The 13,071-nt window shown below is 78.2% G+C and carries 10 protein-coding genes; 1 reads left to right on the top strand and 9 read right to left on the bottom strand.

The features are described from left to right. Positions 1–55 precede the first annotated feature (55 nt). The 7 genes from IEY94_RS20110 to IEY94_RS20140 are packed head-to-tail and all read right to left on the bottom strand — an operon-like array spanning position 56 to position 8,445. Positions 56–1,489 carry an FAD-binding oxidoreductase gene (locus tag IEY94_RS20110; RefSeq protein WP_189171796.1) on the bottom strand — a complete coding sequence of 478 codons (1,434 nt, stop codon included), beginning with the start codon at positions 1,487–1,489 and terminating at the stop codon, positions 56–58. Then, a complete protein-coding gene (locus tag IEY94_RS20115) occupies positions 1,486–2,310 on the bottom strand; it encodes a polyprenyl synthetase family protein (RefSeq protein WP_189171797.1) in 825 nt (274 codons plus the stop codon). The genes IEY94_RS20110 and IEY94_RS20115 overlap by 4 nt, the downstream gene beginning before the upstream one ends. Beyond that, positions 2,294–3,109, bottom strand: a complete 816-nt coding sequence (locus tag IEY94_RS20120) for a hypothetical protein (protein WP_189171798.1) — start codon at positions 3,107–3,109, stop codon at positions 2,294–2,296. The genes IEY94_RS20115 and IEY94_RS20120 overlap by 17 nt, the downstream gene beginning before the upstream one ends. Beyond that, complete coding sequence (locus IEY94_RS20125) at positions 3,094–4,317, bottom strand: glycosyltransferase family protein (RefSeq protein ID WP_189171799.1); 1,224 nt, start codon at positions 4,315–4,317, stop codon at positions 3,094–3,096. Before IEY94_RS20125 ends, IEY94_RS20120 begins: the two co-directional genes overlap by 16 nt. Beyond that, on the bottom strand, positions 4,314–6,464 hold the full coding sequence (locus tag IEY94_RS20130; protein ID WP_189171800.1) for a geranylgeranylglyceryl/heptaprenylglyceryl phosphate synthase: 2,151 nt from the start codon (positions 6,462–6,464) through the stop codon (positions 4,314–4,316). The genes IEY94_RS20125 and IEY94_RS20130 overlap by 4 nt, the downstream gene beginning before the upstream one ends. Beyond that, positions 6,434–7,264, bottom strand: a complete 831-nt coding sequence (locus IEY94_RS20135; RefSeq protein ID WP_189171801.1) for a radical SAM/SPASM domain-containing protein — start codon at positions 7,262–7,264, stop codon at positions 6,434–6,436. The genes IEY94_RS20130 and IEY94_RS20135 overlap by 31 nt, the downstream gene beginning before the upstream one ends. Beyond that, positions 7,261–8,445: a glycosyltransferase gene (locus IEY94_RS20140; protein ID WP_189171802.1), complete on the bottom strand. Its 1,185-nt coding sequence runs from the start codon at positions 8,443–8,445 to the stop codon at positions 7,261–7,263. The genes IEY94_RS20135 and IEY94_RS20140 overlap by 4 nt, the downstream gene beginning before the upstream one ends. Positions 8,446–8,684: 239 nt before the next feature. Here IEY94_RS20140 and IEY94_RS20145 point away from each other — a divergent pair, with 239 nt between their 5' ends. Next, the gene (locus tag IEY94_RS20145; RefSeq protein ID WP_189171803.1) at positions 8,685–9,668 is read left to right on the top strand and encodes an NAD-dependent epimerase/dehydratase family protein; all 984 of its coding nucleotides are present in this window, start codon (positions 8,685–8,687) and stop codon (positions 9,666–9,668) included. Here IEY94_RS20145 and IEY94_RS20150 read toward each other — a convergent pair. Together IEY94_RS20150 and IEY94_RS20155 are read right to left on the bottom strand one after the other, a co-directional pair. Beyond that, positions 9,627–11,432, bottom strand: a complete 1,806-nt coding sequence (locus IEY94_RS20150; RefSeq protein WP_229784286.1) for an ATP-binding cassette domain-containing protein — start codon at positions 11,430–11,432, stop codon at positions 9,627–9,629. The genes IEY94_RS20145 and IEY94_RS20150 overlap by 42 nt on opposite strands. Continuing rightward, positions 11,429–13,051, bottom strand: coding sequence for an ABC transporter ATP-binding protein (locus tag IEY94_RS20155; RefSeq protein ID WP_189171804.1), 1,623 nt, complete (start codon positions 13,049–13,051; stop codon positions 11,429–11,431). The genes IEY94_RS20150 and IEY94_RS20155 overlap by 4 nt, the downstream gene beginning before the upstream one ends. Positions 13,052–13,071: the final 20 nt, after the last annotated feature.

The following is a 13,071-nucleotide window of genomic DNA, read 5'->3' on the forward strand; positions in this document are numbered from 1 at the left end:
TGGTCGATGTGTGCAGGGGGCGTACGACTCTCGGCGCAGTACCGAGAATGGATCTTCACAATGGCGGCGGCGGGCCGAGAACGCCGCCCGGATCGCACCGCGCTTTCACCGCCCGCCACCTCGCGATTGTCGCCGCGCCGAACTGCGCGCGGAGGAAGTCGGCGTCGCCGCGGTGGTATCCGTGCAGGTACTGGCGTCCCCCCGCCGCGTGGCACAGGGCGGTCGCCCGGTCGAACCGGTCCCGGTAATCGTTCACCCGGTCGGGCGGTACCACGCTGTACACGCCGACCGTGCGGACGAGAGCGGAATGCGGCATCGGGCTCAGCGGCAGCCGGTGTCGCATTACCGCGGCGGGCAGGATCGCGCTATTCCACACGGGCGTGTGAACGGGCTCCGGGAACAGTTCCGCGAGTGCGGCGAGGAATGCCGGCGCGCGGTCGATCGGTACGAAGAAGTCGCCCCACACGCGGCGCGCGGCGGCCGGGTCGGCGAGCCGGCCGGCGGCGACCTGCGCGGCGGCGATCCGGTCGCTGAACACCGCCTCGGCGGCGAACAACCGGGCCGGGTAGTCGCCCACCACCTCCTCGCCGAGCGCGGCCGGGCCGGCGCCGGCCGGGTCACCCGGCCCGGCGCCGGGCGGGCCGACGTCCGCCGGGCGGCCCAGCTCGGTCCGCCAGCGGCCGGTGGCGGTGGACCGGGCCAGCCGCCAGAGCACCCACCGCCCGTCGGCGAGCACCGCCCGCGCCGCGCCGGCGTCCCCGCGCAGCGCCGCCCGCACGACCTCGTCGTCGCCCGCCGCGGCCCCGGACCCCGCCCGATCGGACCGCGCCCCGCCCGGCCCGGCCGCCGCGGGGTCGTCGTCGGTGACGTGGCGCAGGAGCAGGTGCGGGCGGTGCCGGCCGAGTCGCAGCCGGGCCGCGACGATCACCGCGATCCGCCCCAGCCCGCACAGCGCGTACCGAAAAATTTCGGCGTACGGGCCGTCCGGGGTCGCCCGGAGCACCTCGCCGGTGCCGAGGACGAGGTCCAGCGACTCGACCGCGTCGGCCAGCGAGCCGGCGAACGGCGAGGTCGGGCCGTACCCGCCGACCGACAGCGTCCCGCCGGGCGTGGCGTGCTCGCTGCTCGGTACGACCGGCAGCGCCGCCCCGGCCGCGGCCAGCCGGCGGTGCGCCGCGCCCCAGCCGATCCCCGCGCCCAGGGTGGCCGTCCCGTCGGCGCCGAGCGCGCAGCCGGCCAGCGCGCTGGTGTCCAGCACCAGGCCGTCGGACAGGCTCTGCCCGTCGCTGCTGCACCCGTGCCCGCGGGCGGCGACGCGCAGCCCGGCCCGGGCGGCGTACCGGAGGGTCTCGGCGACATCGGCGGCGTCCGCGGGCCGGACGACCGCGACCGGCGCCCGGCAGCGGGTGCGGCCGAAGTCGCGGTGCCAGGCCGGCGGCGCCGGGCTGAGCACCCGCCCGCGCAGCCGCCGCGCGAGATCGCCGGTCACCGGAGCGCGGCAGCGGCAGCGGGGGGCGCGGTGGTGCGGTCGGCGACCAGGTCGCGCAGCTTGGCCGCGAAGTGGTCCAGGAACGGCACCGGGTCGCAGACCGTGCCGGCCGCCGCCGCGGCGGCGCGGTCCCGCCAGCCGCCGATCGCCGCCGCCAGCGCCGCCCGGTCCACCCGGCCGGTCGCGACGAGGTGGACGAGGTTGCCGGCGCGCTCGCCGTCGTCGAAGTCGGTGACGTCGTCGCCGATCATGTACAGCACGCCGAGGGCCTCGCCGAACGACCGCGCCCGCGGCACCCCGTCGGGGGCGCCGCCGGCCAGGCAGGCCAGCGCGGCGTAGTTGGCGATCATCACGCCGGCCTTGATCCGGGCGGCGGCGAGCCAGGCGTCCAGGGTGGCCGGGTGCGGGGCGGTGACCTCGACGACCTCCTGCCGCCAGATGTCCCGGTAGTCGGCGACCAGCGCGGCGAGCACGTCGGCGGGGCGCTCCCGGCCGGCGAGCAGCGCGGCGCCGAGCATGATCAGGTGGGCGCCGAAGATCTGGTCCCGCGGGCCGAGCGGGGTGTCGCCGTCGATCAGGTCGTCGAGCAGCTTCACCCCGACCGCGTGCACGCCCAGGCCCTCGCCGATCGCCCGCCGGGCGCGCGGGTCGCGCACCCAGAGCGTCGCGTAGTACGGCGTGCGCGGGTACCCGCGCAGCTCCCGCACGTACGCCAGCCCGGCCGCCGACATGCCCAGCTCGGCCAGCTCGGCCAGGCAGCGGGCCACCACCCGGGCGTGGCTGTCGGCCATCTCGGCCTTGAAGTCAGCGAACGTCGGCATGCACGCACTCCCCTGCGATCGTGACGAGCCGGTCGGCGAAGCCGGCCATGAAGTCGGCGACCGGGTGCACCGGCGGGCAGTCGGCGAGCGCCCGCAGCGCCGTCTCCCGCCAGTGCCCGATGGCGGCCACGGCGTCGGCGAGGTCGACCCGGCCGGTGCGGACGAGGTGGACCAGGTTGCCGCCGGCCTCGCCGAGCTGGCGGAAGTCGCGCAGGTCGTCGCCGATCATGAACAGCACCCCGAACGCCTCGGCGAACGCGCGCGCGGCCGGCAGCGCGGCGGGGGCGTCGGCGGCGAGGCAGGCGGCGGAGGCGTAGCACATCATCATCCGGCCGGACTTGATCCGGGCGTAGTGCACCCAGCTCGCCAGCGAGTCGGCGGGGCGCTGCGCCTCGTGGACCTGCTCCCGCCAGATGACGTCGTAGTCCTCGTCGAACACCCGCAGCACCTCGGCGGGGCGCGCGTGCGCGCCGAACGTGGCGGTGCTGTGCTGGAGCAGGTACACGCCGAGGATCTGGTCCCACGGTTCGATCGGCTGGTCGCGGTCCATCAGGTCGTCGATCAGCTTGATGCCGATCGCGTGGGTGCAGATGGCCACGCCCAGCTCGCGGCGCAGCTCCGGGTCGCGGACCCAGAGCGCGGCGAAGTACGGGATCCGCGGGTACCCCTTCATCCGCCGCACGTACGCCAGGCCGGCGGGGCTCATCCCGACCGCGCCCAGCTTGGCGGCGCAGCGCCGGTGCAGCTCGGCCTGGGCCCGCTGCCACTCGGCGTCCAGCGCGGCTACTCCGGAGCGCACGGCACCCCCTCGGCGGCGAGGACGGCGGCGACCGCGGCGACGGTCCGCCGGTGCGCGGCGGCCGGGTCGAGCAGCGTGGCCGACAGCCGCCGGGCGCGGTCCCGGCGCCGGCCCAGCCCGGCCGGGTCGCCGACCCACCGGGTCGCGGCGGCGGCGAGGTCGGCCATCCGGTCGAACGCCGCGCCCACGCCGTGCTCGGCGAGGAACGGGCCGACCCACTCCTCCATCGGCAGGCCCGAGCGCAGCAGCAACTGCGGCAGCCCGTAGTGCAGGCCCTCCAGCATGGCGTTGGGCCCGGTCTTGGACAGGAACAGCGGCGCGTCGGCGGCGGCGAGCCAGTCCAGGTACCGGAGGAAGTCGCCCTGCGGCAGCGCCTCGAACACCCGCCACGGGCCGGGCCGCCCGCACAGCGCGCCGGCGGCCGCGGCGGCCAGGTCGGGGTCGTGCAGGGCGACCACGACCAGCGCGGCGTCCGGGTGGTCGGCGGCCAGCTCCGCGACGAGCCGGCCGTACGCCGGGCCGCCCCGGTTGGCCAGCACCAGCACCCGCCGGCCGGCGGCGGCGAGCGCCGGGTCGACCGCCGCGGCCGGCGCCCCGCCCTCGAAGAACCGGCCGGCCTGGTCCCGGGCGAGCAGCCGGCCGACCGCGTGCACCCGGCCGGGGTCGTACCCGTGCCACCCGACCAGGTACGCCCGCGCCCGCTCGAACTGCACCAGGTGCACCGGCAGCGTCCGGGACCGGTGCACGGGCAGCCGCAGCAGCCCCTCGTTGGTGACGTAGTTGACCACCGGCGTACCCCGGCCGGACCGGTGCAGCGCGGCGTGGCACAGCCGGGACAGCACGCCCTTGGTGCCGATGACCAGGTCGGGCCGGTCCCGGTCCAGGTGCGCGGCGACCGCGCCGAGGTCGCGGCGCAGCGCCGGCGGCGGTTCGGCCTCGAAGTCCGGCGGGAGGGTGCGGGTGAGCCCGTCCATGATCCGCAGGTAGCCGGCGCGCACGCCGTCCGGCGGCAGGCCCGCCCGGACCAGGTCGCGGATGGCCGCGCCGACCCCGGCGAACGGCGGGTACAGCTCCTCGCCCTCGACCACGTCCACGACCGCGCCGGGTAGGCCGGCGCGCAGGTGCGCGGCGAGGGTGTGCCCGGCGAGCAGGTTGCCCAGCTCGCCCCAGGTGCGCATGGAGACGATCCGGATCCGGGGGGCGGTCACGACAGCGGCCCCGGGTTGAACCGGCCGGCCGGGTCGAGCGCGGCGCGCAGGGCGCGCAGGGCGGCCGGGTCGGCGCCGTACAGCGCGCGCAGCGTCGGCCCGTCCAGCTCGTACCAGCCGGCCAGGTACGGGCGGCCCCCGCCGGCCAGGCACGCGGCCAGCGCCGCCCGGTGCAGGCCCTGCACCCGGGCCACGCCCGCGGCGTCGCCCCGCGGTACGGCGAAGTACAGCCCGAACCCCAGCACCGGCCCGGCGGCCAGCCCGGTCGCCGGCGCGAACGGCAGGCCCGGCCGGCCCGCCGCCGGGCCGGCGGCGAGCAGCAGGACCCGGCCGCGGTACCGGGCGTAGGCCGGGTCGGCCAGCACCCGCTCCTGCACGAACGCGGCGAAGGCGTCGGCGGCGGCCAGCGGCAGGCAGTAGTCGGTCCACAGGAAGTGCCGGTCCGGGTCGGCCGGGTTGCGCCGGGCCTCGCGCAGCGAGCGCAGCGGCCGGTCCCGCTCGGTGCGCACGGCCGCGCCGCGGGCCAGGGCGGGCGGCAGCGGCCGGTCGCCGCGGACCCCGTAGGTGGCCAGGAACCCGCCCTCGTAGTGCTGCCCGGACAGCAGGTCCACCGGCGCGGCGGCGAGCCGCCCCGCCGCGGCGACCAGCGCCCGCAGGGTCGGCAGCCGGCGTACCGCGATGGTCGCCAGCGGCGCGTACGGCACGGTGCGCAGCACCACCCGGTCCAGCACGCCGAGCGCGCCGAGGCTGGCCAGCCCGTACCGGTACAGCTCCGGGCGCTCGCCCGGCCCGCACCACACCGCGCCGCCGTCCGGGCGGATCAGCCGCAGCCGGGCGACGAGGTCCACCTGGCCGCCGTGCGCGACGGTCCCCTCGCCGTACCCGCCGACGGCGAGCGTGCCGCCGACGGTCACGGCCAGGTGGTTGGTCAGCACCGGCACCGCCCGGCCACGGGCGTTCAGCGCGGCCTCGGCCCGCTGCCAGGTGGTCCGCGCGCTCAGCTCGGCGGTCCCGTCGGGGTGGACGGTCACGTCCGGGTCGCCCGGTTCGAGGACGAGCAGCACCCCGCCGTCGGACAGCGCCTGCGCCCCGAACGAGTGCCCGCTGCCGCGCAGGCCGACGCCGGCGCCGGCGGCGCGGGCGGTGCGCAGCACGTGCGCGACCTCGGCGGCGGTGCCGGCCCGGGCGACGACGGCGGGCAGCCGCCGGTCGACGCCGCCGACGTTGGTGGCGTAGGCGGCCCGCTCGGCGTCGCCGACCCCGACCGGCCGGGCCAGGCCGTCCTGCAACGCCGCCGCCAACTCCGCCCGGCCACCGGCGCGGCGCCGGACCGCCCCACCGCCGGCCGCCCCGCTGCGGCGCGGGGTCGGCGGGCGCGGGTCGGCGAGGTCGGCCAGGCCGCGGCGCCAGTCCGGGCGCTCCAGGGCCGTGCCCGCGACCACCCAGTCGGCGCCGCTGTCCGCGTACGCCCGGACCCGCCCCGCCGTGCGCACCCCGCCGCCCACGAACAGCAGCCGCCGCGACCCCAGCCGGGCCCGGAACAGCCGGCACACCGCGCGGCTCACCCGGCCGTGCCGGGACAGCAGGTACGCGAGGTCGAAGTCCCCGCCGGCCACCGCGTCGAGGTACGGCGCCAGCGCGGCCGGGTCCTCGGCGGACGGGTTGGCGCCGGCCGCCGCGGCGGTCTTCGGGTCGGGCCCGAACGCGAACGAGGCCGACCGCAGCACCACCGGCGGCCCCGGCAGCTCGGCGACCGCCCGCGCGGTGTCGGCGGCCGCGCCGGGGTACGGGTCGGCCGAGTCGAGCACCACGTGCAGCAGCACGGCGTCCGCGCCGGGGCAGACCGGCGCGCCGCGCCCGCGGACCGGCGGGAAGTGCAGGACCAGGTACCGGTCGGTGTGCCGGCGCAGCTCGGCGACGTACGGCGCGACGTGCGCGTCGAACGCCGGGTTGTCGGTGCTGCCCACGAGCAGCGCCGGGTGGCCGAGCCGGGCCAGCGCCGCGGCCTTGGCGGCCGCCTCGGCGACCGGCACCTTGTACGGGTCGACCACGTGCAGCAGCCCCGGCGCGGCGGCGCGCAGCGCGGCCAGCACCCCCGGCCGGGCGGCCGGCGCGCTCAGATCCCCGGGAAGTCGCAGCCCGCGCACAGCCCCGTCCGTTCCCGGCGCAGCAGGCGGGCCCGGACGGCGGCGTACCGCTCGCTGTGCCACACCTGCTCGATCGTCTCGGTGTTGAGGTCGCCCATGACCTCGCGGTAACCCCAGTCCTGGCAGCACAGCACCGCCCGCCCGTCGTGGGTGACGTAGAACTCGGTGAACGGCCGGGCGCAGAACTGCTTGAGCCGGACCGTCGGCCGGTTCGGCACGTTGCCGGCCCGGTTGGTGAGGGTGGCGTCGGGATTCCGGTCGACGAGCACCAGCCGCGGCCGGGCCGGGTACCGGCGCAGCCGGTCCAGCACCGAGTTGTCGGTGGTGTAGTCGTTGACCACCACTGTCGCGTACCGGGTCAGCTCCTCGGCCAGCTCCGGCGTGAGCTTCGAGCCGTTGGTCTGGATCGAGATCGACGCCCTGGTCCGCTCGGCCGCCATCCGCACCAGCTCGGGCAGCCGGCGGTCGAGCAGCGGCTCGTTGAACAGGTACGGGTGGAGCACGCCGGTGAAGTCGGCGAGCTGGTCGAGGAGCTTCTCGTACAGCGCCAGCGGCATCCGCCCGGTCGGCATCTTCATCGTCCCCACCGGGCAGAACGAGCAGCGGTAGTTGCAGCCGCTCATCGTCTCGATGGCGACCATCGTGTACCGCGGCGGCCGGGTCCGGTGGCGCAGCCGGGCGGCCTCGCTGAGCGCCCGGGTGCCGGCCCCGCCGGCGTACGTGCGGGACACGCCGCTGAGGACGTTGAGCACGCCCTTGCCGCGGACCCGCTGCTGGATGTACCTGGCGATGTCGGTCACTGTCGCACCCCCGGGGCAGCGGCGGCGACGGGCAGCGGGGCGGGCGGCGGCCGGTCGTGGCGCGAGTACGCCGCCCACGGGATCGCCGCCAGCGGCCGCCCGACGAGCCCGCGCGCCGCCAGCGCGAGCGCGACCCGGGCGAACCACAGGAAGTGCAGGGACTTCACCGCCCACTTCCGCGCCGCGAATGCGGCGCCGTGCCCGCGGGCCGCCGCGGCGAGCGGCCACAGGCCGTGGAAATACATCGAGAAATAGATCGCCGCTACGGGCGCCGGGAAATCGGCGAGCAGTACCGCGGCGGTCCGCAATGATCGCGTCACCCGGCGCCGGATTTCGCCGGCCGGGCCGCCGACGGCGTGATAGCAGAGCGCGTCCGGGACGATGTGCATCCGGTGCAGCGGATCGGGGTGGGCGGGGTCGATCAGCGCGAAACAGAAGTAGTCGTCCTCGCACGTGTACCGGTCCGGAATGCCGCGCGCGGCCAGCGCGGCGTCGACGATCATGCAGCAGCCGTGCGGGTACGCGTAGCGCGGCGTGCGGCCGACCAGCTTGCCCCGGTGCAGCAGCCGGGCGGCCGCGTACGGGTGCGGCCGCGGCACCTTGCGCGCGCCGGCCGAGCCGCGGCAGCCGCGCCGCCGGAAGGCCGCGACGAGCCGGGCCAGGCAGCCCGGGCCGAGCCGCACGTCGTCGTCGACCCAGCCGACGCCGGCCAGGCCGGCGGCGGTGGCGATCCGGAAGGCGGCGTTCAGCATCGGCGCCTTGCCGACCCGGGGCATCGCGATGCCGACCACCGGCACGGGCCGGTCGCCGACGAGTTCGCACAGGTCACGCAGCCGGTCGCGGGCCGCGTCGTCCTCGCCGGGGCCCCACTGCATGCCGAGGAGCAGCACGACCGGGCGGCCGGGCTCGGCGGCGCGCAGCTCGTCGAGCCGGGCGAGCAGGTCGGCGACGACCGCGCGGTGGGCGGCCGGCGCGGCGCGGTCCACGCAGGTGGGCAGGACGACCCCCACACCGCCGGCGACGGACGCGCCGAGCAGCGCGGCGACCGCCGCGGGTGGCGCGCCCGCGAGCGGGGCACCGGGTAGGCCCACCAGGCAGTCGGTGGGCGGGGGCGGCTGCGGCACCGGGCGGTAACCCCGGCTGATCAACCGCCGCACGGGCAGGGCGACAGAACCGAGCATCGGCGATCCCCCGAATATCGCGCGCTCCACGGCGTCGGCAGACGCTGTTTCCGCCAGGCTAGGCAGCGGCGGCCGTCGATCGCAAGGGGAATCGACCGTCCAATGTAAAGTGTTGGCGATATTCCGCTTTCCGCGCCGGACGCATGCGCCCGACATATCGCTCGCTTATGGACAGCGCCCCGCTGCTACCGTGGCCCGATCCGCCCGCACGGGGGCGAGTAAGTGCTCGCGGAGGAGCAATGACCGCTGTAGATCGAATTCCGGAATCCCTCGTCGGTCGCCGCGTCGTCGTCACCGGCGCCGCCGGCTTCGTCGGCCGGCACGTCGCCGCCGCCCTGCACGCCGGCGGCGCGGCCGTCACCGGCGTGGACCGGGCGTGGCTCGCCGCCGGGCCGGGCGCGGCCGAGCCGCCGTACCGGTGGGTGGCCGCCGACCTGCGCGCCGCCGACCCCGACCTGCTCGCCGGCGCCGACGCCGTGCTGCACCTGGCCGCACTGCCGGGGGTGTACCCGTCCTGGCGGCGGTTCGAGGCGTACGTCGCCGACAACGTGCTGGCCACCGGCCGGCTGCTCGACGCCGCGGTGGCCGCCGGGGTGCCCCGGCTGGTGCTGGCGTCGTCGTCCAGCGTGTACGGCGCCGCGCCCGCCGGCCCGGTCGCCGAGGAGGCCGAGCTGCGGCCGCTGTCGCCGTACGGGGTGACCAAGCTCGCCGCCGAGCGGCTGGCGCTGGCCCACGCCGCCCGGCTGGACGCGGCCCTGACCGTGGTCGCGCTGCGCTACTTCACCGTGTACGGCCCCGGCCAGCGCCCGGACATGCTGATCCGCCGCGCGATCGACGCGGCGCTGACCGGCGGCACCCTGGAGGTGTACGGCGACGGCGGCCACCGCCGCGACTTCGTCTACGTCGGCGACGTCGTCGGGGCCACCCTGCGGGCGGCGGCCGCGCCGCTGCCCAGCCAGGCGATCAACGTCGGCACCGGCGGGCACGTGTCCGTGGCGGAGGTGCTGGACCGGATCGGCGAGCTGGTCGGCCGCCCGGTCGCCGTCCGGCACCGGGCCCGCCGCTCCGGCGACGTCCCGGCCACCCACGCCGACCGCGGCCGGGCGGCCCGGCTGCTCGGCTGGCGGCCGGCGACGGGGCTGGCGGCCGGGCTGCGCGCCCAGGTCGCCGAGCGGGCCGCGTCACTCGGCGTCCGGCTCCCCGCCGGCGCGGGCCCACAGTAGGCGCATCTCCGCCGACGTCGCGAGCAGCTCGGCGAGCGTCCCGGCGCCGACCAGGGCGCCGCCGCGCAGCAGCAACACCCGGTCGGCCCGGCGCAGCAGCGCCGGGTGGTGCGAGACCGCCAGCACGGTGGCCGACCGGTCGGCGAGCACGCCGTCCCACAGCCGGGCGGCGGTCGCCGGGTCCAGCGCGCTGGACACGTCGTCGCAGACCAGCAGCCGGGGGCGGCGGACCAGCATCCGGGCCACCGCCACCCGCTGCGCCTGCCCGCCGGACAGCCGCACCCCGCGCGGCCCGACCACCGTGTCCGCGCCGGCCGCGAGCGCGGCCAGGTCCGGGGCGAGGGCCGCGCGCCGGACCGCCCGGTCCAGCTCCGGCCCGTCCGGTACGCCGAGCAGCACGTTCTCCCGCAGCGTGCCGGTGCACAGCCGCGGCGCCTGCGGCGTGTACGCGCACCGCGGCGGGACGAGCTGCGCCCCCGGGTCGGCCAGCCGCTCGCCGTCCCAGCGCACCTCGCCGGCGGCGCCGGGCAGCAGCCCGAGCAGCGCCCGCAGCAGCGTGGACTTGCCGGCGCCGACCCGCCCGGTGACCACGGTCAGCGAGCCGGCCGGCAGGTCGAAGTCGACCGGTTCGAGGCCGCCGCCGCTGTCGTACCGGGCGGCCAGGCCGCGCACCTCGATCCGCGGCGCGCCCCCGCCGGCCGCGCCGGGCGCGGGCGCCGCGGCGGCGCCGGGCTCCCCCGGCCGCCCGCGGTCCAGGTCCACGCCCCGGCGCACCCGCAGCCGCCCGCCGGCCAGCGCGCCCATCCGGCGCAGCGCCACCGCGACCCGCTGCAACCGGACGGTGAACATGCCCAGCGACGCCAGCGTGTCCACCAGCAACTGCACGTAGAAGGTGAACAGGGCCAGCTCGCCGACGGTCAGCGCGTCCCCGTGCAGCGCGGGCGCGGCGAGCAGCAGCACCACGCCGATCCCCAGCGGGGCGGCGTTGAGCAGCACCTGCCGCTGGACCGCGGTCAGCACCTCCTCGCGCAGCGCGGCGGCGCCGCGGCGGTCGTTCAGCGCGGCCACGTGCGCGGTGACGGCGGCCTCGGCGCGCGCCGCCTGCACGCCCGCGGCGGCGCCGAGCACGTCGCGCAGCACCCCGGCGACCCGGGCGCCCTCCTCCCGGCTGCGCTCGCGGCAGGCGAGCATCCGCCGGTGGACCAGCCGCATCGCCAGCACCAGGACGGCGAACAGGCCGAGGATGCCGAGCGTCACCCGCGGGTCGATCCGGTACATGATCACCAGCGCCGCCACCGCGAACAGCCAGCGGGCCAGGTTGATCGGCGACCAGACGGCGAAGAACCCGGCCTCGTCGGAGTCGCCCGCGAACGACGCCAGCGCCTCCCCCGCCGCCGCGGGCGGCGCGCCGCGCGGCGGGGCGAGCACCGCCTCGCACAGCGTCAGCCGCAGCGCGGCGATCGTGTGGTACTGCATCCGCGGCTCCAGCCACGGCACCACCACCGCGAACTGCACCCCGATCCGGGCCGCCTCGACCGCGGCGACGACGGCCGCCACCCCCCACGCGTCCAGCCCGGCCGGGCGGGCGCCGGTCAGCGCGTCGAACGCGTACTGGAGCACCAGGCCGAGCGCGAGCATGCCGAGCCGCAGCACCGCCCACAGCGCGACCAGCGCCGCGTACCGGCCGCCGCGCCCGGCCACCAGCACCCGCAGCGGCGGCCGCCGGGCGTCGTCCCCGCCGGCCGGCGCCGCCCCGCCGCTCACCGCTCCCCCGCCGCCAGCAGCCGCCGGGCCGCGCCGGAGCCGAGCACCTCGTCCCGCGGCCCGTACGCGGCCACCCGGCCGCCGTCGAGCACCAGCACGTCGTCGACGAGCCGCAGGGTCGCCGGGCGGTGCGCGATGACCAGCGCGGTCCGGCCGGCGAGGAAGCGGGCGAGGGTACCGTGCAGCCGCCGCTCGTGGTGCGGGTCGAGCCGGGCCGAGGGCTCGTCCAGCAGCACCACGTCCGGCTCGGCGAGCAGCGCCCGGGCGAGCGCGACGAGCTGCTCCTCGCCGCCGGACAGCCCGACCCCGGCCGGCCCGAGGACGGTGTCCAGGCCGGCGGGCAGCGCCGCGCACCGGTCGGCGAGCCCGACGTCGGCCAGCGCCGCGACCAGCGCCGCGTCCGGCACCCGGCGGTCGAAGAAGGTCAGGTTGTCGCGCAGCGTGCCGGGGATCAGCGGCACGTCCTGGGTGACGTACGCCAGCCGGGCGCGCAGCGCCGCCACCCCCAGCCCGCGCAGGTCGGCGCCGCCGACGGCGACCGCCCCGGCGTCGGGGTCGTACTGGCGGAACAGCAGCCGCAGCACGGTGGACTTGCCGCTGCCGGTCCGGCCGATCAGCGCCACCCGCCGCCCGGCCGGCACGGCGAAGGACACGCCGCGCAGCACCGGCCCCTCGCCGTAGCCGAACCCGACCCGGTCGAACGCGACCGCCAGCGGGCCGGGCGGCGGCGCGCCGGGGCCGTCCCGGACCGGGTTGCGCGCGGCGAACAGCTCGTCCAGCCGGCGGACGCTGACCAGCACGTCCTCGACGTCCTGGAACCGGGTGGTGATGCTGATCAGCGGCAGCCGCAGCAGCACCGCGTAGGACAGGCCGGCGAAGACGGTGCCGACGCTGGCGCCGCGGTGCTGGTACAGCCACAGGCCCAGCGCGAGCGCGGCGCTGAAGTTGACCGCGGCCAGCGCCTGCACCGCAGCCGGCCAGGCCACCGCGGCCCGGGCCGCCCGCCGGGCGGCCGCGTAGTGGGCCAGGATCCGCGCCCACAGGCCGGCCAGGACGTGCCCGGTGGCGCCGTTGGCCCGGATGTCCTCGCGCGCGGTCAGCGCCTCCTCCAGGTACCCGACCAGCGCGGCACCGGCCTGCCGGCGGGCGGCGAGCAGCGGCACCGCCCGGCCGGCGAGCCGGCGCAGCAGGGCCAGCATGAGCAGCGCGAACGGCAGGAACAGCGCGCCGTACCGCCAGTCCAGCAGGAACAGCGCGGCCAGGATCCCGACGATCAGCAGCAGGTGCGCGGCGATCTCCGGGAGCAGCCCGGACAGCAGCCCGGCCAGCCGGGTGACGTCGCCGTCGACCCGGTCCACCAGCTCGCCCGGCGGGTGCCGCTGGTGGAAGGCGGGCCCGGCGTCCAGGCAGTGCGCGACGAGGTCCCGGCGCAGCGCGTTGGTGGCGCCCCACGCCACCCGGGCGGCGACCGCGGCGGCGGCCACCGAGAGGAGCTGCCCGCCGAGGGCCAGCCCGACGAACCAGGCGGCGTACCCGGCCAGCTCGGCGACCGGCCCGTGCGCGACGGCGGCGTCGATGAACCGGCGGGCCAGCTCCGGCGCCGCGAGCTGCCGCAGCACGTCGGCGGGGACGAGGACGG

The sequence above is a fragment of the Pilimelia anulata genome (assembly GCF_014647895.1).
Classification (GTDB): Bacteria; Actinomycetota; Actinomycetes; order Mycobacteriales; family Micromonosporaceae; genus Pilimelia; species Pilimelia anulata.

Bases quoted from the DNA above. Each gene is read 5' to 3' on its own strand.
- IEY94_RS20115 (WP_189171797.1), bottom strand. From the start codon at position 2,310: ATGCCGACGTTCGCTGACTTCAAGGCCGAGATGGCCGACAGCCACGCC.
- IEY94_RS20140 (WP_189171802.1), bottom strand. From the start codon at position 8,445: ATGCTCGGTTCTGTCGCCCTGCCCGTGCGGCGGTTGATCAGCCGGGGT.
- IEY94_RS20145 (WP_189171803.1), top strand. From the start codon at position 8,685: ATGACCGCTGTAGATCGAATTCCGGAATCCCTCGTCGGTCGCCGCGTC.